Consider the following 21,905-nt stretch of genomic DNA (forward strand, 5'->3'; position numbering starts at 1 on the left):
GAGAGACACCGTGGCGAACGCTACGTCCCGCACCCGCGGCAGCGGTTCCCCTTCCCGCCGCACCCTGACCGCGGCCGCCCGCGCGGCGGCGAAGCGCGCCGGGCGGCCCGCGCAGCCCGAGCGCGGTGCCCGCCAGGAGGAGGGGATCGCCGCCGGGCGCACCCTGCTCATCGACCCCCCGGCGGCCGGCTGGGAGGACCCGCCGGAGCCCGGGCCGTTCGAGGACGACCTGGTGGAGAGTGCACCCCCGCGCCGGGTCGGGCGGAGGGTGCTCACCGCGGTGCTGGGGGTCGTTCTCGTGGCGGCCCTGGTCGTGGCCGCCGTGCTCGGGTGGCGGTACCAGGAGGGGCGGCAGACGGAGCAGGCCCGCGGTGAGGCGCTCGCCGCCGCGCGGAAGGCGGCGCCGGTCGTGCTGTCGTACGACTACCGGCACCTGGACCGGGACTTCACCCGGGCCAGGGCCCTGCTGACCGGGCGCTTCCGTGACGAGTACGGCAAGACCACGAAGACGGTGGTCGCGCCGACCGCGACGAAGTACCACGGGGTGGTGAAGGCGACCGTGGCCGCACCTCCCGACGGCGGCGCCCCGGCTGTCTCCGTCGTGTCGGCCACCCCGGACAGGGCCGTCGTGCTGCTCTTCGTCAACCAGGTCACCGAGAGCACCCAGGTCTCGGGGCCCCGTCTGGACCTGAACCGGGTGCGGATGACGCTCACCCGGACGTCCGACGGCTGGAAGGTGAGCGGCGTAGACGCCCTCTGACCAGGCCTGTGTCAGTGCCCTCGCGCGGTACGCGCGGGGGCACTTTTTCGTGGGCTCTCTTGACAGTCCTCCCTCCCTCCAGGCAATCTTCCATTACGCAGAAAGTTACTTCCGCATTATGGAATTACAGGGAAGGGAGCGCCGCCCCCGTGGGATTCGCAGACCAGCGCTTCAACGTCAACCTGTCGATCCTCTTCACGGAACTCCCGCTCCTGGAGCGTCCCGCGGCCGCCGCCGCGGCGGGCTTCTCCGCGGTCGAGCTGTGGTGGCCCTGGATCGACTCCCCCACCCCCGCCCAGTCCGAGCTGGACGCCCTGAAGAAGGCCGTCGAGGAGGCGGGCGTCCGGCTCACGGGCCTGAACTTCTACGCCGGCCGGCTGCCGGGCCCGGACCGTGGCGCCCTGTCGGTCCCCGGCGAGGAGTCGGAGAAGTTCCGCGCCAACATCGACGTCGCGGCCGGTTTCGCGGCCTCTCTCGGCTGCGGGGCGCTCAACGCGCTGTACGGCAACCGCGTCGAGGGCGTGGATCCGGCCGAGCAGGACGCGCTCGCCCTGGAAAACCTGGTCCTCGCGGCCCGGGCGGCCGACCGGATCGGCGCGCTTCTTCTCGTCGAGGCACTGAACGAGCCGGAGTCGCCGCTGTACCCGCTGGTGAGCGCGCCGGCCGCGGTCGCAGTCGTGGACAAGGTCAACGAGGCGACGGGGCTCGGGAACGCGAAGTTCCTGATGGACCTGTACCACCTGGCCAGGAACGGCGAGGACCTGCCGTCGGTGATCGAGACGTACGCGGCGAAGACCGGTCACGTCCAGATCGCCGACAACCCCGGCCGCGGCGCCCCGGGGACGGGTTCGCTGCCGCTGGAGGAGCTGCTCGACCAGCTGAAGAAGGCCGGTTACGACGGCTGGGTGGGCCTGGAGTACAAGCCGGGCGACCGCCCGAGCGCGGAGGCCTTCGACTGGCTCCCGCGCGAAGCGCGCTGAAGGCGCCGACCCCTGACTTTGCCCAGCAGTTGAGAGAGGCACCCTCATGAGCAACGCACTTCCCAAGATCGCCTGGATCGGCCTCGGCATCATGGGCTCCCCCATGTCCGAGAACCTGATCAAGGCGGGTTACGACGTCACCGGCTACACCCTGGAGCGGGAGAAGCTGGACCGGCTGGCCGCCGCCGGCGGTACGGCCGCCGCCTCGATCGCCGAGGCCGTACGGGACGCCGACGTGGTGATCACGATGGTGCCCGCCTCCCCGCAGGTCGAAGCCATCGCCTACGGCCCGGACGGCATCCTCGAGAACGTCAGGCAGGGCGCCCTGCTGATCGACATGTCCTCGATCACCCCGCGGACCTCCGTCGACCTCGCGAAGAACGCCGAGGAGAAGGGCGTCCGCGTTCTGGACGCGCCCGTCTCCGGCGGTGAGGCCGGCGCCGTCGAGGCCGTACTGTCGATCATGGTCGGCGGTGAGCAGGCCGACTTCGACCAGGCCAAGCCGATCTTCGAGGCGCTCGGCAGGACCATCGTGCTCTGCGGTCCGCACGGCTCCGGCCAGACCGTGAAGGCGGCCAACCAGCTGATCGTCGCCGTCAACATCCAGGCGTGCGCGGAGGCCGTGGTCTTCCTGGAGAAGTCGGGCGTGGACCTGAAGGCCGCGCTGGAGGTGCTGGGCGGCGGCCTCGCCGGCTCGACCGTGCTGACGCGCAAGAAGGACAACTTCCTGAACCGCGACTTCAAGCCGGGCTTCCGTATCGACCTGCACCACAAGGACATGGGCATCGTCACCGACGCCGCCCGCACCGTCGGCGCGGCCCTGCCGGTCGGCGCCGTGGTCGCCCAGCTGGTCGCGTCGCTGCGTGCCCAGGGCGACGGCGGCCTGGACCACTCGGCCCTGCTGCGGGCCGTGGAGCGCCTGTCCGGCGCCCAGGTCTGACAGCCCCTCCCGGACTTCCGGGCCGCGGCGCCGCTGACACCTGTCCTGTCGCGCCCAGGCGGCGCCGCGGCCCGGAATCACCCTCACCACGGCACCGATTCAGTTCAACAAACTGTTGACGCCCAGATCGCCCCACTTCTAGGCTCCACAAAGCGGAAACAGGTTTCCGCTGACACCCGCACGGAAGGTCCACGATGTCGCAGCGCGTGCTCACCACCGAGTCCGGCGCCCCGGTCGCCGACAACCAGAACTCCGCCTCCGCCGGCGTCGGCGGCCCGCTCCTGATCCAGGACCAGCACCTCCTGGAGAAGCTCGCGCGCTTCAACCGCGAGCGGATCCCGGAGCGCGTGGTGCACGCCCGTGGCTCCGGCGCGTACGGCCACTTCGAGGTGACGGACGACGTCACCGGCCACACCCACGCCGCCTTCCTGAGCGAGATCGGCAAGCGCACCGAGGTGTTCGTGCGCTTCTCGACCGTGGCCGACTCGCTCGGCGGCGCCGACGCCGTCCGTGACCCGCGCGGTTTCGCGGTGAAGTTCTACACCGAGGAGGGCAACTACGACCTCGTCGGCAACAACACCCCGGTGTTCTTCATCAAGGACCCGATCAAGTTCCCGGACTTCATCCACTCGCAGAAGCGGGACCCGTTCACCGGCAGGCAGGAGCCGGACAACGTCTGGGACTTCTGGGCGCACTCCCCCGAGGCCACGCACCAGGTGACCTGGCTGATGGGCGACCGCGGCATCCCGGCGTCGTACCGGCACATGAACGGCTACGGCTCGCACACCTACCAGTGGACGAACGCGGACGGCGAGGCCTTCTTCGTCAAGTACCACTTCAAGACGAACCAGGGCATCCGCTGCCTGTCCACCGAGCAGGCGCAGGAGCTGGCGGGCAAGGACCCCAACTCCCACCAGACCGACCTGCTCCAGGCGATCGAGCGGGGTGTGCACCCGTCCTGGACGCTGTACGTCCAGATCATGCCGGCGGCCGAGGCGGCCGACTACCGCTTCAACCCGTTCGACCTGACCAAGGTCTGGCCGCACGAGGACTACCCGCTGCGGCGCGTGGGCCGCCTGGTCCTGGACCGCAACCCGGACAACGTGTTCGCCGAGGTCGAGCAGGCCGCGTTCTCCCCGAACAACTTCGTGCCCGGCATCGGCCCGTCCCCGGACAAGATGCTCCAGGGCCGGCTGTTCGCCTACGCCGACGCCCACCGCTACCGCCTCGGCGTCAACCACACCCAGCTCCCCGTGAACGCCCCCAAGGCGGTCCCGGGCGGCGCTTGGAACTACGGCCGCGACGGCTCGATGGCGCTCAACGCGCAGGGCCGCCACGCCAAGAACTACGAGCCGAACTCCTACGACGGCCCGGTGGAGACCGGCCGCCCGCTGTCGGCCCCGCTGGCCGTCCACGGCCACACGGGCACCCACGAGGCGCCCCCGCACACCAAGGACGACGACTTCTTCCAGGCGGGCGAGCTGTACCGCCTGCTGTCCGAGGAGGAGAAGTCCCGCCTGATCGCGAACATCGCCGGCGGCCTCTCGCAGGTCTCCCGCGACGACGTGATCGAGAAGAACCTGGCCCACTTCCACGCCGCCGACCCCGAGTACGGCAAGCGCGTGGAGGAGGCGGTCCGCGCCCTGCGCGAGGACTGAGCACCGGGAACCCGAGCAGCGTACGGGATCTGACCGGAAGTCATGGTTCCCGCACGCGGCCCGCGCGGCACGCACGGCGGCCCGGATGAGGGGTGGCCGCCGGGCGGAGAGCGCGGGCAGGGCGAGGACCGCGGCGGTGCGCGAGCCAGTGCGGTGGTCAAGGACCGGGCCCCTTCTCGACCAGAGGGAAGGGCACCCGGCTCCGTCGCCGCCACCGCGGTCCCACCCAGCCCCGCCCCTGGGGCCAACCCGCCCCGTCCGGCGGCGCGAACGACCTGTCGCGCCCAGCCTCGCGCCGCCGGACGGCAACCAACGCTCCCTGCACCGGGTCACTCCCCGGCGAGGGAGCGTTCGCCGTTACCGGGGCACCGGTCCGGCGTGCAGATCCATCCCCCGCGCCGCACGCTGAAGGCATGACTCATTACCCGCACATCGTGGTTCATCCCCCGGCGCTGGACGGCTCCCGGCGGGTCACCGAGGGGGACGTGGTGCTGGGGATCGCCTCGCATCTGGACGATGTCGTGGAGATTCTGCGCCTGGCCGACCTGGACCGGATCGAGGTGGAGCAGAGCGATCTGATCGAATGGCAGGGCGGCGGCCCGGACGACTGGCCCGGGCTGTCGGAGCACGAGCTGTGACGGCGGCGCGTACGGCAGCGGTCGTAGACCGGGTGCGCAACCCTCAAATCAACCTCTGAAGACCGCGGCGGAGGCTTCAACCACCCCTCGGCCAGGGCACATCAAGGGCACGCGGGGCCCGCCGGCACGGGGGCGGCGGGCCCCGTCCGGGGGTGTCTCATGGGTCGTACGCCATCGATTGCGCCGGCTGCGCCGGACCCGTACGCGGTCGCGCTGCTGAGCGGGGGCGACCGCGCCGCCGTCACGGTCGCCGTCCTCGGCCTGCACCTGCGAGGCGCGGTCGAGGCGGGCCGGCCGGGCACGCTGCGCAGGACCCGGACGGGCCGTGCCGAGCCCGTGCGGCATCCGCTGGAGAAGGCCGTCCGTACCGGCCTCTACCGGCCCGCCGGACCACGGGAGCTGCCCGGCCGGGCGGTGGTGCGGCGGGCCCTGGCCCGCATGCGGGCCGAACTCGCGGCGGACGGACTGCTGCGGGAGCTGCCGCCCCGCCGTACCCGCGCCACCCGCCGGCTGCTGGCGGAGCTGCGCGAGCGCCGCCCGCTGCCCGAGAGCCCGGACGGCCTGCCGGAGGAGGAGGCGCTGCTCGCCGTCGCGCTGTACGGCGAGCGGGCCCTGACCGTGCTCGTGCCGCACTTCGCACGCGAGGCCGGGCTCACCGGCCGGGGCGCGCTCGCCGACGAGGGCCGCTTCCCGTTCGGCCGGGGGAACAGCCTGCGCCACCTCATCAGTGGCGGGGACCCGTACGACAGTGCGGACCACGGCCTCGGCGGCTGGGGCGGGGACGACCGGGGCGGCGGCGCACACGGCGGGTACGACCACGGCGGCCACGGTCACGGCGGACACGACTTCGGGGGCGGGGGCGGCGGCGGGTTCGACTGAGGGCCCCGCGGGGCCGGCGGAACGGCACGGCGAAGGGGCGGCCCGTCTCCCCAGGCGGGCCGCCCCTCGTGTGCCGGACGCGTCAGACCTTCAGCGGCCTGATCGACGTCGGCGCGTGGCCCGGCTCGGTGGCCAGGTCCTCGAACTCGGTGATGTCGCTGATGTCCATGGTGCGGCTCATCGAGATGTTGGTGATCCGCTCCAGGATCGCCTCGACGACGACCGGCACCCGGTACTCGGCGGCCAGCTTCTTCGCCTCCTCGAAGGCGGCGCCCAGCTGGTCCGGCTCGGTGACCCTGATGGCCTTGCAGCCCAGCCCCTCGGCGACCTTGACGTGGTCGACGCCGTAGACCCCGATCTCGGGCGCGTTGATGTTCTCGAACTCCAGGTTGACCTGGAAGTCGATGTCCAGGCCGATCTGCGCCTGCCGGATCAGGCCCAGGTAGGCGTTGTTCACCAGCACGTGGACGTACGGGATCCGGTGCTGGGCGGCGACGGCCAGCTCCTCGACGAGGAACTGGAAGTCGTAGTCGCCGGAGAGCGCGACGACCGGGGAGTCCGGGTCGGCCTTGGCGACGCCGATCGCGGCCGGGATGGTCCAGCCGAGCGGGCCTGCCTGGCCGCAGTTGATCCAGTGGCGCGGCTTGTAGACGTGCAGCATCTGCGCGCCGGCGATCTGGGACAGGCCGATCGTGGTGACGTACCGGGTGTCCGGGCCGAAGGCCTTGTTCATCTCCTCGTACACGCGCTGCGGCTTCATCGGCACGTCGTCGAAGTGGGTACGGCGCAGCAGCGTGGCCTTGCGCTCCTGGGCGGAGGCGACCCAGTCGCCGCGGTCGGGCAGCCCGCCCTCGGCCTTCAGCTCCTTGGCGACCTGGACGAACAGCTCCAGCGCGGCCCTGGCGTCGGAGACGACCCCGTAGTCCGGCGGGAAGATCTTGCCGATCTGGGTGGGCTCGATGTCGACGTGGACGAACGTGCGGTCACCGCGGTAGACGTCCAGCTTGTAGCCGGTGTGGCGGTTCGCCCAGCGGTTGCCGATGCCGAGGACGAAGTCCGACTCCAGGAAGGTGGCGTTTCCGTAGCGGTGGGAGGTCTGCACGCCGACCATGCCGGCGTTCAGCTCGTGGTCGTCGGGCAGCGCGCCCCAGCCCATCAGGGTCGGCACGACCGGGGTCCGGGTCAGCTCGGCGAACTCCACCAGCAGGTCGGATGCGTCGGCGCCGATGATGCCGCCGCCGGCGACGATGACCGGGCGCTGCGACTCCAGAAGAAAGGTGATGGCCTTCTCGATCTGGGCGCGGGTGGCGGTGGGCTTGTAGACCGGCAGCGGCTCGTACGTCTCCGGGTCGAACTCGATCTCGGTGAGCTGGACGTCGATCGGCAGGTCGATCAGGACCGGGCCGGGCCGGCCGGAGCGCATCAGGTGGAAGGCCTGCTGGAAGACGCCGGGAACCTGCGCGGCCTCCAGGACGGTGACCGCCATTTTCGTGACCGGCTTGGCGATCGAGGCGATGTCGACGGCCTGGAAGTCCTCCTTGTGGATCACGTGGGTGGGCGCCTGCCCCGTGATGCACAGGATCGGGATGGAGTCGCCGATGGCGGAGTACAGGCCGGTGATCATGTCGGTGCCGGCCGGTCCGGAGGTGCCGACGCAGACGCCGATGTTCCCCGGCTTCGTCCGGGTGTAGCCCTCGGCCATGTGCGAGGCACCCTCCACATGGCGGGCGAGGGTGTGGCTGATGCCGCCGCCCTCCTTGAGGGCCTTGTAGAACGGGTTGATCGCCGCGCCCGGCACACCGAAGGCGTCGGTGACGCCCTCGCGCTTGAGGATCTCAACTGCCGCGCGGGCAGCGGTCATTCGAGCCATCGGGTACTCCTGCTTTCGGCTGACTGCGACTGTCGGATGCGCACTCCCGTCGCGCCCTACGGCTGCGCTATTCCGTATAGTGGAAAGTAGTTTCTACTATCTGGAAGCAATGTAGGTGGGTGGGCGAGAGGGCGTCAAGAGACGGCAACCAGGAGACGGCCGGTGTCCCAAGCGACGGACAGACGGGCGGCGGATGGAGCACGATGGGATCCCGGCCTCGACGCGATGCCTTGGAGTGGGCCATGCCCGAGAGCGTTCCGGTGCGCTGCCCCGCCTGCCGGCGCGAACACACGTACACCGCGCCGGCCTATCCCTGTGTGTGCGGCGCACAGGTCGCCCCGGCGCTGGACCGCCGGTCCGCACCGGCCGCCGTCGTCCACCGCGTCTGGGACGAGGACTGGATCACCGTCCGCTGCGGCTCCTGCGAACGCCCGGCCCAGTGGCCCCGCCCGGAGCTGGGATGCCCGTGCGGGACACTGCTGCGCATACCGGTGGCGCGGGCGGAGCAAGACGCCGCCGGCTCCGCCGTGCGCCCCGCCCCCGAGCCCCTCGTCATCCGCACAGCCCGTGATGCCGTCGCCGCCGCGGTGGTGTATCTGCGGCGGCTCGGTCATGAGGGGATTCGCCGCGCCGGCCAGCGGCCGCTGTCCGGGGTGGGGCTTGCCGCGCGCGGGCTGCTCGCCCAGGTGGATCCAGCGGCGCGCCGGGCCACGGTGCGGGACGTGGAATGTCTGTGGCTGACCGCCATGACGGAGTCCGTGAACTGCGTCTACTTCTCCCTCGCCGGGTACGCGGACGACGCCCGCGCACGCGCCGACGCCCTCGGCATCCCCCTGTTCGTCCTCGGCCCCTCGGGCGTCACCCGGCCGGTGAACGGCCCCGCCGAAGAGGTGCACGCCACGAGGCGCTGACCACCATGCGCCACCCCGGCCACCCGCACCCGGACACAACGAGGCCCCCGGGCCGGCGAGTCGAGATCCGAGACATCTCGCTCACGGGCCCGAGGGCCTCTCCTGTCGCACTTTGCCGCCCGTCATCCGGCCCCGCGGGTCGACGCCCGACCGGTCCTCCCGGTCGAGCGTCACTCCCCGCCGAGGGTCACGTCGGCCGCTGTGGCCGGAGACTGCTAGGCGCCCGTCACCACGTGCGTGTCCGTCGTGGTGGCCCCGGCGAAGTCCGTGTCCCCGCCGTAGGTCGCGGTGACGGTGTACGGGCTCCCCGCCGCGTCCGTGTAGGTGTGCGTGGTCGTCACGGTCCCTCCGGTGAGGGTTTGGGTGTCGGTCGGCGACCCGTCGCCGAAGTCGAACGTGACCGTCCCTGTCGGGGTCCCGGCCCCGGGAGCGACGGGCAGGACCGTGGCGGTGAACGTGACCGGCTCACCCACCACCGACGGATCCGGCGTATCCGTCAGCGCCGCGGTCGTCGCCGCCGCGTCGACGGTGTGGCTGCCCGTGGCCGTGGATGTGGTGTAGTCGCCGTCACCGCCATACGTAGCGGTGACGGTGAACGGGGACCCCGAAGTCGTCGCGTAGGCGTGCGCGGTGGTGGCGACACCACCGACCAGGGCCACCGGTGCCGAGACGTTGCCGTCACCGAAGTCGAAGACCACCGACCCCGTCGGAGCCCCCGTGCCCGGAGCCACGGGCGCGACGGTCGCGGTAAAGGTCACCGGCTCACCCACCACCGACGGGTCCGGCGCGTCCGTCAGCGCCGTGGTCGTCGCCGCGGGGCTGACGGTGTGGGTGCCCGTACCGACGGACGAGGTGAAGTCACTGTCACCACCGTAGGTCGCGGTGACCGTGAACGGGCTGCCGGAGGTGCTGGTGTACGAGTACGTCGCTGTCGCCGTGCCGCCCACCAGGGTCACCGTCTGGGACGGCGAACCGTCACCGAAGTCGAACGTGACCGCCCCCGTGGGAGATCCGGCCCCCGGACCGACAGGAGCCACCGTGGCGGTGAACGTCACCGGCTGACCCACGACCGACGGATCCGGCGCGTCCGTCACCGTCGTCGTCGTAGCGGCCTGGTTCACCGTCTGGGTGTCGGAACCGGTGGAGCCGGCGAAGCTCGCGTCGCCGCCGTAGGCGGCGGTGACGGTGAACGGGCTTCCGGTCGCGGAAGTGTAGGTGTGCGTCACCGTCGCCGTACCGCCCACCACGGTCACCGTCTGGGACGGCGAACCGTCACCGAAGTCGACGGTGACCGCCCCCGTGGGTGTCCCGGCACCCGGCGCCACCGGCGCCACCGTGACGGTGAACGTCACCGGCTCACCCACCACCGACGGGTCCGGCGAAGACGTCACGATCGTGCTGGTCGCCGCCTGGTTCACCGTCTGCGTGTCGGAGCCCGCGGAGGAGGTGAAGTTGCCGTCGCCGCCGTAGGTGGCGGTGACCGGGAACGGGCTGCCCGTGGTGGTGGTGTAGGTGTGCGTCACCGTCGCCGTGCCGCCCACCAGTGTGCCGCTCTGGATCGCCGACCCGTCACCGAAGTCGAACGTGACCGACCCCGACGGCGTCCCCGCACCCGGCGCCACCGGCGCCACCGTCGCGGTGAACGTCACCGGCTGACCCACCACCGAAGGATCCGGCGAAGACGCCACCGCCGTGCTGGTCGCCGCCTGGTTCACCGTCTGCGTGTCCGTGCCCGACGACGCGGCGAAGCTCGCGTCGCCGCCATAGGTGGCGGTCACGGCGAACGGACTGCCGGTCGTGGACGTGTAGGAGTGGTTGGCCGTCGCGGTACCGCCGACCACGGGCACCGTCACCGTCGCGCTGCCGTCACCGAAGTCGAACGTGACCGACCCCGTCGGAGAACCAGCCCCGGGAGCGACAGGAGCCACCGTGGCAGTGAACGCAACCGATTGACCTACCACCGACGGGTCCGGCGAAGACGTCACGGTCGTGCTGGTCGCCGCCTGGTTCACCGTCTGCGTGTCGGAACCGGTGGAGGAGGTGAAGTCGCCGTCGCCGCCATAGGTGGCCGTCACGGTGAACGGGCTGCCGGTCGTGGACGTGTAGGAGTGGTTGGCCGTCGCGGTGCCGCCGACCACCGGCACGGTCACCGTCGCACTGCCGTCACCGAAGTCGAACGTGACCGTCCCCGTCGGAGACCCGGCCCCGGGAGCGACAGGAGCCACCGTGGCGGTGAACGTCACCGGCTGGCCCACCACCGACGGATCCGGCGAAGACGTCACCGTCGTGCTGGTTCCCGCCTGGTTCACCGTCTGCGTGTCGGAACCGGTGGAGCCGGCGAAGCTCGCGTTGCCGCCATAGGTGGCCGTGACGGTGTACGGGCTGCCGGTCGCGGACGTGTAGGTGTGCGTCACCGTCGCCGCGCCGCCCATCAGGGTCACCGTCTGGGACGGCGAACCGTCACCGAAGCTGAGGGTGACCGACCCCGTGGGCGTCCCCGCACCCGGCGCCACCGGCGCCACCGTCGCGGTGAACGTCACCGGCTGGCCCACCACCGAAGGATCCGGCGAAGACGTCACCGTGGTGCTGGTCGCCGCCTGGTTCACCGTCTGCGTGTCGGAGCCCACGGAAGCGGTGAAGTTGCCGTTGCCGCCGTAGGTGGCGGTGACCGGGAACGGGCTGCCGGAGGTGCTGGTGTAGGTGTGGTTGACCGTCGCCGTGCCGCCCACCAGGGTCACCGTCTGGGACGGCGAACCGTCACCGAAGCTGAAGGTGACCGACCCCGACGGCGTCCCCGCACCCGGCGCCACCGGCGCCACCGTCGCGGTGAACGTCACCGGCTGACCCACCACCGACGGATCCGGCGAAGACGTCACCGTCGTGGTCGTCGCCGCCCGGTTCACCGTCTGCGTGTCGGAACCGGTGGAGCCGGCGAAGCTCGCGTTGCCGCCATAGGTGGCCGTGACGGTGTACGGGCTGCCGGTCGCGGACGTGTAGGTGTGCGTCACCGTCGCCGCCCCGCCCACCAGGGTCACCGTCTGGGACGGCGAACCGTCACCGAAGCTGAAGGTGACCGACCCCGACGGCGTCCCCGCACCCGGCGCCACCGGCGCCACCGTCGCGGTGAACGTCACCGGCTGACCCACCACCGAAGGATCAGGCGAAGACGTCACCGTCGTGCTGGTTCCCGCCTGATTCACCGTCTGCGTGTCGGAACCGGTGGAGCCTGCGAAGTTGCCGTCGCCGCCATAGGTGGCGGTGACGGTGAACGGGCTGCCCGTGGTGGTGGCGTAGGCGTGCGTGGTCGTCGCGACACCGCCGGCCACCGGCACCGTCACCGGTGCCGACCCGTCTCCGAAGGTGAACGTGACCGTCCCCGTAGGCGTCCCGGCCCCTGGTGCGACGGGCGTGACCGTGGCGGTGAACGTCACCGGCTGACCCACCACCGAAGGATCAGGCGAAGACGTCACGGTCGTGGTCGTCACCGCCGGCAGCACGGTCTGGGTGTCCGTGCCCGTGGAGCCGGCGAAGTTGAGGTTGCCGCTGTAGGTCGCGGTGACCGTGTACGGGCTGCCGGAGGTGCTGGTGTAGGTGTGGTTGACCGTCGCCACACCGCCCACCAGGGGAGCCGTCACCGCGGGCGAGCCGTCTCCGAAGGTGAACGTGACCGTCCCCGTCGGTGTCCCCGAGGCCGGAGCCACCGGCGCCACCGTCGCGGTGAACGTCACCGACTGGCCCACCACCGACGGGTCCGGCGACGAGGTCACCGTCGTCGTGGTGGCGCCCCGGTTCTGTACCGTGTGCGTGTCCGTCCCCGCCGACGGCAGGTTGTTGGCGTCCCCGCTGTAGATCGCGGTGATCGTGTGCGGGCCGACGCTCATCGTGTTCGTCGTGACCGTCGCCGTTCCCCCTACCAGCGGTGCCGTCAGCGTCGGCCCCCCGCTGATGACGAAGGTGACGGTGCCCGTCGGTGTGCCGGCCCCCGGCGGGACGGGCGCCACCGTCGCCGTGATGGTCACCGTCTGCCCGAAGTTCGACGGGTCCGGCGAGGAGGTCACCGTCGTACGGGTGGACGCCTTGACGACCGCCTGGGTCGTGAAGCCCGTCGAACCGGTGAAGGTGGAGTCACCGCTGTAGATGGCGGTGACCGGGTGGTTTCCGACGGACAGGTTGCTGACCGTCGCTGTGGCGGTACCGCCTACGACGGGCGCCGTCACGGTCGGCCCGCCGCTGACGACGAAGGTGACCGTCCCCGTCGGAGTTCCCGGCCCGAGCGGGATGACGGTCGCGGTCAGCGTGACCGGCTGACCGGCGACCGATGGATTCGGCGAGGAGGTCGCTAAGGTTACGGTGGCAGGCATGAGTCCGTCCTCCGAAGGATGTGGGGTGGTCGGTGCCCCCTGTCGTCCCCCGCCGGGGAACCGCGACTGGCGATGACGGGTGCTGAGCACCACAGAAGGCCGTTTCCGACGGAGAGATGGGCGGCCTCGGTCGGTACCACCAGTACGCGCACGACCGGTTCCGCCACGCCAGAACCACGACGCCCAAATCCCCCGAACGGCCGAGCGCGCAAGCCGCGCGAACGGCGCGGAGACCGCCTACGGCATCGGCGCGCAGGGATCACTGTGCGCTGGGCGGTGACACACAGGGGAACAACGCGCCGGTCCGGGAGCTGCTGGGCCCGGCCGGGTACTCCCGGCCGGGCCGCCGAAAACGAGTATCCCCCGATGCTCAGTCCGCCGCGTACTGCTCCCGCAGTTCCACCTTCCGCACCTTCCCGGACACGGTCATCGGGAAAGCGTCGAGGATCCGCAGCCGGCTCGGGATCTTGTAGTGCGCCAGCCGCCCCTCGCAGTACGCCCGCAGTTCCTCCAGTGTCAGCGGGTCCGCCGGATCGCGCGGGATCACGCAGGCGAGCACCTCCTCGCCGTACCGCTCGTGCGGCACGCCCACCACCTGGACGTCCCGGATCTTGGGGTGGGTGTAGAGGAACTCCTCGATCTCGCGCGGGTAGATGTTCTCGCCGCCCCGGATGATCATGTCCTTGATCCGGCCGACGATCTCGACGTACCCGTCCTCGCGCATCACCGCGAGGTCCCCGGTGTGCATCCAGCGGCCCGCGTCGATGGCCTCGGCCGTCCTCTCCGGCTCGTTCCAGTAGCCGAGCATCACGCTGTAGCCACGCGTGCACAACTCGCCCGCCGTGCCGCGCGGTCGGGTCACTCCGGTGGCCGGGTCGACGACCTTGACCTCCAGGTGGGGCAGGACCCGGCCGACGGTGGCGGTGCGGTGCTCCAGGTCGTCCTCGATCCGCGTCTGCAGCGACACCGGGGACGTCTCCGTCATGCCGTAGCAGATGGAGACCTGCTCCATGTGCATCTCGGCCACCACCCGCTTCATCACTTCCACGGGGCACGGGGAGCCCGCCATGATGCCGGTGCGCAGGGTGGAGAGGTCGTAGGAGGCGAAGTCGGGGAGGTTCAGCTCCGCGATGAACATGGTCGGGACGCCGTACAGCGACGTGCACCGTTCCCGCTGCACCGCCTCCAGCGTGGCCGCCGGGTCGAAGGACGGCGCCGGTATCACCATGCAGGCGCCGTGCGAGGTGGCCGCCAGGTTGCCCATCACCATGCCGAAACAGTGGTAGAAGGGCACCGGGACGCAGATGCGGTCCTGCTCGCTGTAGGCGATCAACTCCCCCACGAAGTAGCCGTTGTTGAGGATGTTGTGGTGGGAGAGGGTGGCGCCCTTCGGGAAGCCGGTCGTGCCCGAGGTGTACTGGATGTTGATGGGGTCGTCGCAGGACAGGTCCTCGTACGGCACGTCGGGCGTCGCCCGCCGCAGCAGTTCGTCCCAGCTGGGGTCGCCGATGTACACGACCTCGCGCAACTCGGGGCAGTTGCCCCGCACGTGCTCGGCCATCGCCCGGTAGTCGCTCGTCTTGTGGCGCAGGGAGGCCACCAGCAGCGAGACGCCCGACTGCCTGAGGACGTACTCGACCTCGTGGGTGCGGTAGGCCGGGTTGATATTGACCATGATCGCGCCGATGCGGGCGGTGGCGTACTGCACCAGCACCCATTCCGGGCAGTTGACCGCCCAGATGCCCACCCGGTCGCCCTTGGCGATCCCACCGGCCACCAGGGCCTGCGCCAGCTCCTCGACGGCCGCGCCGAATTCGGCGTAGGTCCAGCGCCGCCCCGACGGCACGTCGACCAGGGCCTCGCGGTCCGGCCAGGTCGCCACGGCCCGGTCCAGGTTGGCGCCGATGGTGTCGCCGAGCAGGACGGTGGGGCTCGTCCCGTGCGTGTACGACAGCTGCGCGGTCACCGGAAGTCCTCCTCGCGGTACTCGTTCTCCGAGCCGGCCGCCGTGGCCTCGCGCAGCTCGATCCGGCGGATCTTGCCGGACACGGTCTTGGGCAGCGCGCCGAACTCCAGCCGGCGGATGCGCTTGTACGGCGCGAGCACGTCACGGGAGTGCTCGAAGATGACCTTCGCGGTGTCCGGGCCGGGCTCCCAGCCCTCGGCGAGGACGACGTACGCCTTGGGCACGGCGAGCCGCAGCTCGTCCGGGGCGGGGACGACGGCCGCCTCGGCCACCGCCTCGTGCTCCAGCAGCGCGCTCTCCAGCTCGAACGGACTCACCTTGTAGTCGGAGGCCTTGAACACGTCGTCGCTGCGCCCGATGTAGGTGAGGTAGCCCTCCTCGTCCCTGGTGGCGATGTCCCCGGTGCGGTAGTAGCCGCCCGCCATGGCCTCCGCCGTGCGGTCCGGGTCGCCGTGGTAGCCGGTCATCAGGCCGACCGGGCGTTCGGCGAGGTCGAGCGCGATCTCGCCCTCGCTCGCGCCGGGCGCGCCGGAGACCGGGTCGAGGAGTTCCACCCGGAAGCCGGGGCTGGGACGGCCCATGGAGCCGGTCTTCAGCGGCTGGCCGGGGCTGTTGGAGACCTGCACGGCCGTCTCGGTCTGCCCGAAGCCGTCCCGGACGGTCACCCCCCAGGCGCGCCGGACCTGCTCGACGACCTCGGGGTTGAGCGGCTCACCGGCGGCCACCGCCTCGCGGGGCGGGGTGGCCAGCCGGCCCAGGTCGGCCTGGATGAGCATCCGCCACACGGTCGGCGGGGCGCAGAAGGTGGTGACGCCGGCGCGGTCCATCTCCGCCATCAGCCGGGCGGCGTCGAAGCGGCTGTAGTTGAAGATGAAGACGGTCGCCTCCGCGTTCCACGGCGCGAACAGGTTGGACCAGGCGTGCTTGGCCCAGCCGGGCGAGGAGATGTTCAGGTGGACGTCACCGGGCTTGAGGCCGATCCAGTACATGGTGGCCAGGTGCCCGACCGGGTACGAGGTGTGGGTGTGCTCGACCAGCTTGGGGCGGGCGGTCGTCCCGGAGGTGAAGTAGAGCATCAGCGGGTCGTCGGCCAGCGTCGGGCCGTCCGGGACGAAGTCGGCGGGGGCCGCGTAGGCGTCCTCGTACGGCTCCCAGCCCTCCTGCGGCAGGCCGCCGACGCAGATCCGGGTGTAGGCGCCGGGCACGTCGGCGAACTTGGCGGTGTCCTCCGCCCGGACGACGGCGTGTTTCACCCGGCCCCGCTCCACCCGGTCGGCGAGGTCGGCCGGGCCGAGCAGCGGGGTGGCCGGGATGACGACCGCGCGCAGCTTCATGGCGGCCAGCGCGGTCTCCCACAGTTCGGCCTGGTTGCCGAGCATGACGAGGATGCGGTCCTCGGCGGCGACCCCGCGCTCGCGCAGCCACCGGGCCACCCGGTTCGACCGTGCGGACAGTTCCGCGAAGGAGAGCCGGGTCTCGGTGCCGTCCTCCTCGACGATGTGCAGCGCGGTGCGGTCGTTGCCGTCGGCGATCTCGTCGAACCAGTCCAGCGCCCAGTTGAAGTGCTCGGGCCGGGGCCAGCGGAAGCCCTCGTAGGCGGTGGCGTAGTCCTCGCGGTGTTCCAGCAGGAAGTCCCGTGCCCTGCGGAACATCTCCGTCGCCGTCGTCATCGGTTGTCCTCCTATGCTCCGGACCATTGCCGGGCGGCTCTGTGGCATCGTCTAATCCGTGATGCGGGTCTCACTACCCCCGAACGGGGGTGTGGGCGGCCGAAAGGGCGAACGGGTGACGGCAGACGCGGTGGGGACGGTGGAGATCAGTGGCGCGCTGGCCCGGCTGCGGCGGGCGACGGGACTCCCCGTGGCCTTCGGCGGCCTGGTGGAGTCCGGCCGGCCGCAGATCCGGATCAGTGAGCTGAGCGGCACGACCACGGCCGCGCTGCGCTCGCTCGCGGTGACCTCCGGCAGCGGGCTCGGCGGCAAGGCGGTGGCGCTGGCCCGGCCGTGCGCGGTGACCGACTACTCCCGCTCCCGCCGGATCAGCCACGAGTACGACGTACCGGTGGCCGCCGAGGGCATCCGCGCGGTGCTCGCCGTGCCGGTGGTGGTGCGGCGCCGGGTGCGCGGGGTGCTGTACGGCGCGCTGCGTTCGGCCCGGCCGCTCGGTGACCGCACGCTGGGCGCGGCGGTGGCGGTGGCGCGGGACGTGGAGCAGACGCTGGTGGTGCGGGACGAGGCGCGGGAGCTGCTGGCGGCGGCCCGGCCCGAGCGGACCGGCACCGGCGACGGTGCCGGGTGGGAACAGGTGCGCGAGGCGCATGCGGCGCTGCGGGCGCTGGCCCCCCGGATCGCCGACCGGGAGCTGCGGGCCGAACTGCTGGCCGCGTGCGGGTTGCTGACCGTGCCGCCGCGAGCCGGTGCCGTGACCCTGGCGCCACGCGAGGTGGACGTGCTGTCCTGGGTGGCGGCGGGGGCCACCAACGCGGCGGTGGCCGAGCGGCTGGGCATCGGCCCGGAGACGGTCAAGGGATATCTGCGTTCGGCGATGCGGAAGCTGGGCGCGCACACACGAGGGGAGGCGGTGACCGCGGCGCGCAGGGCGGGGCTGCTGCCCTAGGTCCTGTCGTCAAACTCCCGACGTCCGCCCGGAGGGCGGGCCGCGCGGCGTCAGGTGCGTGCTCTCGGCGTGCCGGGCCCGGGCCCTCGTACTGGATGTACTTGGGTCGGGGCCCGGTGCGGCGAGAGTGCGTGCATGGCGTCGCGCGGCAGACGGGAGTTTGACGACAGGGCCTAGCCCGAAGCCGGCCAGGAAACCTGACGGTCATGAAACCTGTCGGTTAGGAAACCTGACCATTCATCCGGCGTCACTTTGCATTTCCCTCTGCTTGACCGTTTGTTATTTCCCTCACCAGGGCTTCCGTCCGAATTTCCAGGATCGTTGCCTAGAATTTGGTCCGGACACGACACACGAGGGGAGCGGTGACCGTGCGACGGGACTTCCAGGAGCCTGCCAGGTGCCGCCCCGACCTGGTCATCGGCCGCGAGGAGCTGTTCGCCGGCGCCCGTGAGCAACTCGCCTCCGGGGGCAGTGTGCTGCTCCACGGCCCCGCCGGAATAGGGAAATCCACCGTCCTGCGGGCATTGGCCGAGGAATACGGAGCCACAGCGCGCACCGTGTTGCGCTGCTCGGCCACCGAGTCCGAATCCCACCTCCCCTTCCTCGCCCTCGCCGACCTCCTCGGCCTGGTGCTCGACGAGGTCTCCACGCGGCTGCCCGCCGCCCAGCGCACCGCCCTGGAGTCGGCGCTCACCGGCCGCGGCGAGTCCAGCCTCCAACGCGACGGCCTCGCCCTGCGCCTGGCCGTGCTCTCCGCGCTGCGCACCCTCGCCGCCCACGGCCCCGTCCTGGTCGTCGCCGACGACCTGCAGTGGCTGGACCCGGCCAGCGCCGAACTCCTCGGCTTCGCCGCCCGGCGCCTGGAAGGCACCCCGGTGCAACTGCTGTGCGCGGTCCGCACGGAGGGCCAGGAGAGCCAGGAGTACGACCGCCACCTGCGCGCCTGCCCGCCGGGCACCCTCACGGTCCGGCTGGGGCCGCTTTCCCGCACCCAGGTCGCCCAGCTGCTCGACCACCGCGGCCACGGCTGCCTGTCCCGCTCCACGGTCCGCGAGATCCACCGCACCAGCGGCGGCAACCCGTTCTTCGCCCTGGAACTGGGCCGCGCCCTCGCCGACAGCCCCACCCCGCCCCGGCCGGGCGAGCCGCTGCCCGTGCCGACCTCGCTGCGCGCCCTGGTGCTCAGCCGGCTGGACATGCTCTCGGTGGAGGCCCGCCGCACCCTGCTGGTGGCCAGCGCCGGCGCCCGCCCCACCCCCGCCCTGCTGCACGCGGCCGGCCGGGAGAACGCCGAGGCCGAGTGCGCCCAGGCCGCCGAACTCGGGCTGCTGGCCACCGAGCCGGACGCCCCGGCCGTACGGTTCGCGCACCCGCTGATCTCCGCCGCGCTGTACGCGGAGGCGCCCGCGCACGAACGGCGGGCCGCGCACGCGGCGCTGTCCACCGCCGCCTCCGACCCGATCGAACGGGCCCGGCACCTGGCCCTCGCCACCACCGGCACCGACCCGGAGGTCGCCGCCCGGCTCGCCGAGGCCGCCGCCCTCGCCCGGGACCGCGGAGCGCCCTCGGTCGCCGCCCAGCTGGGGCTGCTCGCCGCCCGGCACACCCCGGCCGACGGCGCCCCCAGCCCGGAGGAGCGCCGGCTGACGGCCGCCGAGGACGCGATCACCGCCGGCGAGGTCGACCTGGCCCGGGACATCGCTCGGGAGGTGCTCGCCCGGGCGACCGTGCCCGCCGACCGGGTGCGGGCCTGGATGATCGTCATCGACACCGCCGGCCACACCATGGCCGAGGTCGACGCCGTCTTCCCGCAGGCCCTCGCCGACGCCGGCGACGACCCCCGGCTGCTCGCCCTGGTCCACTACCAGCTGGCCTGGCGGGCGCTCATCGTGGAGGGCGACTTCACCGAGGCCCGGGAGGCCGCCGCGCACGCCGCCGAACTCGCCGCGCGCGGCAGGGACCGGCGCACCGAGCTGCTCTCCCTCGCTTTCCAGGCGCAGACCGAGACCCTGATGGGCCATCCGGAGGCGCCCCGCACCATCAAGCGGGCCCTGAAGGAACCCCAGGACCCCCGGGTGGCGTGGCATCACAACGGCGCGGGCAGTGCCCGTTTCCGCTGGCTGGTCATGGGCGACCAGCTGGCCGAGGCCCGGGCCACCGTCACCGCGCTGCTGCGCGAGGTCCGCCGGCGCGGCTCGGTGGAGAGCGAGGTGCACTTCCTGCGCGGCCTCGCCGAGACCGAGCTGCGCGCCGGGCACTGCGGGCGCGCCCTCGAACTGGCCCGCGACAGTCTGCGGCTCGCCCGGGACTCCGGGATCGGCGAGACCGCCTCGGCGATGCTCACCTCGCTCGCCGAGGCCTCCGGCGGCGATGTGGACCGCGCCCTCGCCCTCGCCCGGGAGGCGGTGGACCACGCCGAGGAGGACGGCGACCAGATGTACCTGTCCCGCGCGCTGGGCGCCCTCGGATACGCCCAGCTGGTGGCCGGGGACCCGGCGGGCACCGTGCGCTCGCTGCGCCGGGTGCGCACCCTGGAGCTGGGCCTGGGCATCACCGACCCGGCCCGGGGCCGCTGGCAGGGCGACCTCGCCGAGGCACTCGTGCGGACCGGTGAGGTGGCCGAGGCACAGGACGTCATCGACGTCAGCCGGGAACACGCGCTCAGGCTCGGCAGGGAGAGCGTCCTCGCCGTGCTCGACCGGTCCGAGGCGCTGGTGCGCGCGGCCCGCGGTGACCTGGAGGCCGCGCTCGCCCAGCTGACGTCCGCTCAGGACCGGCTCGGCAAGCTCGGTTACGGCCTGGAGGAGGCGCGGGCCGCGTTCGCGCTGGCCCGGCTGCGGGGCAGCCCACAGCCCGGACCGGCGGTGTTCGACGAGGCCACCCGGATGTTCCGGCGCTGCCGGGCGCTGCCCTGGCTGCGTCAGGTGGACGCATCCCTGGCCACTCCCGAACCGGAACCGGAACCGGCCGCGCCCGAGGCCCTGGACGCGCTGCACGGGCTGGCCGCGATGGAGCGTCAGGTCGCCGCGCTCGTCATGGAGGGCGCCACCAACCGGGAGATCGCGGCCCGGCTGTTCATCAGCGTGAAGACGGTGGAGGCCACCCTGACGCGGGTCTACCGCAAGCTGGGGATCCGCTCTCGGGTGGACATCGTCCGATTGGCGGCAGGTCACCGCGCGCCCTGAGCGGTGCTCTTGTTAACTGAGCCGGACCGAGGGTTTTCCCTCACCCAACCCCCTAGGGGGTTCCCTCATTGGGAGCCGAGGGTGCCGGGTCCTAGCGTAATGGGCGTGCCGCTCGCCCGGGCAGATGGGGGTCGGTCCCGCGACCCCCATGCAAACCCCCCACACAGACCCGCGCGAACCCCCCACCGGTGCAACCCCACTGAGGAGACTCATGTTCGGGCTCACACGTGCAAGAAAGACCGCCGCGACCGTGGTGGCCACCGCCGCCGCGGCGGCGTCCGCGCTGCTCGCCTCCCCCACGGCGAGCGCCGCGCCTCAGCCCATCGTCGGCGGTACGACCACCACGACGACCGCGTACCCGTTCATGATGCAGATCACGGACGCGTCCCAGAACCAGTTCTGCGGCGGCACCCTGGTGGCACCCAAGAAGGTGGTGACGGCCGCGCACTGCATGGTCGGCGAGACCACGAGCAGCGTCCGCGTGGTCGGCGGCCGGACCTACCTCAACGGCACCAACGGCACGGTGAGCCGGGTCAGCAAGATCTGGATCAACCCGGACTACACGGACGCCACCAACGGCGACGACGTGGCCGTACTGACCCTCTCGACGTCGATGCCGTACACCACCGCGAAGTACGTCTCCTCCTCCCAGACGAGCGTGTACGCGGCCGGCACCACCGCCCGCATCCTCGGCTGGGGGACCACCTCGGAGAACGGCAGCTCCTCCAACCAGCTGCGGACCGCGACCGTCCCGATCGTGTCCGACTCCAGCTGCCGCTCCTCCTACGGTTCGGACTTCGTCCAGTCCGACATGGTCTGCGCCGGATACACGTCCGGTGGCGTCGACACCTGCCAGGGCGACAGCGGCGGTCCCCTGCTCATCGGGGGCGTCCTGGCAGGGATCACTTCCTGGGGCGAGGGGTGCGCGGAGGCCGGTTACCCGGGTGTCTACACCCGGCTGACCACCTTCTCGGACCTGGTGACCGCGCAGGTCGCCTCGTGACCCGGAAGACTTCCCGAGCACCGCTCGGGTGACGGCCGGGGGGGGGGGGGGGGGGGGCCGCCGCCCCCCCCCCCCCCCCCCCCCCCGCCCCGCCCCCCCCCCCGGGCGCGCGCCCCCCCCCCCCCCCGCCGAGCCCGC

14 protein-coding genes are annotated in these 21,905 nt (G+C 72.1%); 10 read left to right on the forward strand and 4 right to left on the reverse strand.

Annotated elements, in window-relative coordinates; genetic code table 11:
- Positions 1-10 precede the first annotated feature (10 nt).
- The 6 genes from AB0L21_RS28105 (at position 11) to AB0L21_RS28130 (ending at position 5,855) form a co-directional block, all read left to right on the forward strand.
- Entirely contained in the window at positions 11-760 is a 750-nt protein-coding gene (locus tag AB0L21_RS28105) for a hypothetical protein (protein ID WP_365787178.1), read from the forward strand.
- A 149-nt stretch (positions 761-909) separates the two neighbouring features.
- Entirely contained in the window at positions 910-1,740 is an 831-nt protein-coding gene (locus AB0L21_RS28110) for a TIM barrel protein (RefSeq protein ID WP_365787180.1), read from the forward strand.
- A 46-nt stretch (positions 1,741-1,786) separates the two neighbouring features.
- Positions 1,787-2,680, forward strand: coding sequence for a 2-hydroxy-3-oxopropionate reductase (locus AB0L21_RS28115; RefSeq protein WP_365707081.1), 894 nt, complete (start codon positions 1,787-1,789; stop codon positions 2,678-2,680).
- Between the two features lie 194 nt (positions 2,681-2,874).
- Positions 2,875-4,338, forward strand: a complete 1,464-nt coding sequence (locus AB0L21_RS28120) for a catalase (RefSeq protein ID WP_365707079.1) — start codon at positions 2,875-2,877, stop codon at positions 4,336-4,338.
- Positions 4,339-4,751: 413 nt separating this feature from the next.
- Positions 4,752-4,976 (forward strand): hypothetical protein, encoded by a 225-nt coding sequence (locus AB0L21_RS28125; RefSeq protein WP_365707077.1) that lies wholly within the window; start codon positions 4,752-4,754, stop codon positions 4,974-4,976.
- Between the two features lie 159 nt (positions 4,977-5,135).
- Entirely contained in the window at positions 5,136-5,855 is a 720-nt protein-coding gene (locus AB0L21_RS28130; RefSeq protein WP_365707075.1) for a TIGR04222 domain-containing membrane protein, read from the forward strand.
- Between the two features lie 82 nt (positions 5,856-5,937).
- On the opposite strand, the gene gcl is transcribed toward AB0L21_RS28130, so the two are convergent.
- Positions 5,938-7,725, reverse strand: coding sequence for a glyoxylate carboligase (gcl, locus tag AB0L21_RS28135; RefSeq protein WP_365787182.1), 1,788 nt, complete (start codon positions 7,723-7,725; stop codon positions 5,938-5,940).
- 242 nt (positions 7,726-7,967) lie between these two features.
- Here gcl and AB0L21_RS28140 point away from each other — a divergent pair, with 242 nt between their 5' ends.
- Positions 7,968-8,636 (forward strand): hypothetical protein, encoded by a 669-nt coding sequence (locus AB0L21_RS28140; protein ID WP_365707071.1) that lies wholly within the window; start codon positions 7,968-7,970, stop codon positions 8,634-8,636.
- Positions 8,637-8,851: 215 nt separating this feature from the next.
- On the opposite strand, the gene AB0L21_RS28145 is transcribed toward AB0L21_RS28140, so the two are convergent.
- The 3 genes from AB0L21_RS28145 to AB0L21_RS28155 form a co-directional block, all read right to left on the reverse strand.
- Entirely contained in the window at positions 8,852-12,997 is a 4,146-nt protein-coding gene (locus AB0L21_RS28145; protein WP_365787184.1) for an Ig-like domain repeat protein, read from the reverse strand.
- A gap of 370 nt (positions 12,998-13,367) precedes the next feature.
- The gene (locus AB0L21_RS28150) at positions 13,368-14,963 is read right to left on the reverse strand and encodes an AMP-binding protein (RefSeq protein ID WP_365707067.1); all 1,596 of its coding nucleotides are present in this window, start codon (positions 14,961-14,963) and stop codon (positions 13,368-13,370) included.
- Complete coding sequence (locus AB0L21_RS28155) at positions 14,960-16,633, reverse strand: AMP-binding protein (RefSeq protein WP_365787186.1); 1,674 nt, start codon at positions 16,631-16,633, stop codon at positions 14,960-14,962. The genes AB0L21_RS28150 and AB0L21_RS28155 overlap by 4 nt, the downstream gene beginning before the upstream one ends.
- 115 nt (positions 16,634-16,748) lie before the next feature.
- Between AB0L21_RS28155 and AB0L21_RS28160 the strand changes: the two genes are divergently transcribed.
- The 3 genes from AB0L21_RS28160 to AB0L21_RS28170 all read left to right on the forward strand — a co-directional run bounded on the left by AB0L21_RS28160 (position 16,749) and on the right by AB0L21_RS28170 (position 21,767).
- Entirely contained in the window at positions 16,749-17,579 is an 831-nt protein-coding gene (locus AB0L21_RS28160; RefSeq protein ID WP_365787188.1) for a helix-turn-helix transcriptional regulator, read from the forward strand.
- A gap of 362 nt (positions 17,580-17,941) precedes the next feature.
- Positions 17,942-20,764, forward strand: a complete 2,823-nt coding sequence (locus tag AB0L21_RS28165) for an AAA family ATPase (protein WP_365787190.1) — start codon at positions 17,942-17,944, stop codon at positions 20,762-20,764.
- 211 nt (positions 20,765-20,975) lie between these two features.
- Positions 20,976-21,767 (forward strand): serine protease, encoded by a 792-nt coding sequence (locus tag AB0L21_RS28170; RefSeq protein ID WP_365707059.1) that lies wholly within the window; start codon positions 20,976-20,978, stop codon positions 21,765-21,767.
- Positions 21,768-21,905 lie beyond the last annotated feature (138 nt).

It is taken from the genome of Streptomyces sp. NPDC052721 (assembly GCF_040678315.1).
Lineage (GTDB): Bacteria > Actinomycetota > Actinomycetes > Streptomycetales > Streptomycetaceae > Streptomyces.

Excerpts from the sequence above, each read along its gene's own strand:
- AB0L21_RS28115 (WP_365707081.1), top strand. The coding sequence starts at position 1,787 with ATGAGCAACGCACTTCCCAAGATCGCCTGGATCGGCCTCGGCATCATG.
- AB0L21_RS28120 (WP_365707079.1), top strand. The coding sequence starts at position 2,875 with ATGTCGCAGCGCGTGCTCACCACCGAGTCCGGCGCCCCGGTCGCCGAC.
- AB0L21_RS28125 (WP_365707077.1), top strand. The coding sequence starts at position 4,752 with ATGACTCATTACCCGCACATCGTGGTTCATCCCCCGGCGCTGGACGGC.
- AB0L21_RS28130 (WP_365707075.1), top strand. The coding sequence starts at position 5,136 with ATGGGTCGTACGCCATCGATTGCGCCGGCTGCGCCGGACCCGTACGCG.
- gcl (WP_365787182.1), bottom strand. The coding sequence starts at position 7,725 with ATGGCTCGAATGACCGCTGCCCGCGCGGCAGTTGAGATCCTCAAGCGC.
- AB0L21_RS28140 (WP_365707071.1), top strand. The coding sequence starts at position 7,968 with ATGCCCGAGAGCGTTCCGGTGCGCTGCCCCGCCTGCCGGCGCGAACAC.
- AB0L21_RS28145 (WP_365787184.1), bottom strand. The coding sequence starts at position 12,997 with ATGCCTGCCACCGTAACCTTAGCGACCTCCTCGCCGAATCCATCGGTC.
- AB0L21_RS28155 (WP_365787186.1), bottom strand. The coding sequence starts at position 16,633 with ATGACGACGGCGACGGAGATGTTCCGCAGGGCACGGGACTTCCTGCTG.
- AB0L21_RS28170 (WP_365707059.1), top strand. The coding sequence starts at position 20,976 with ATGTTCGGGCTCACACGTGCAAGAAAGACCGCCGCGACCGTGGTGGCC.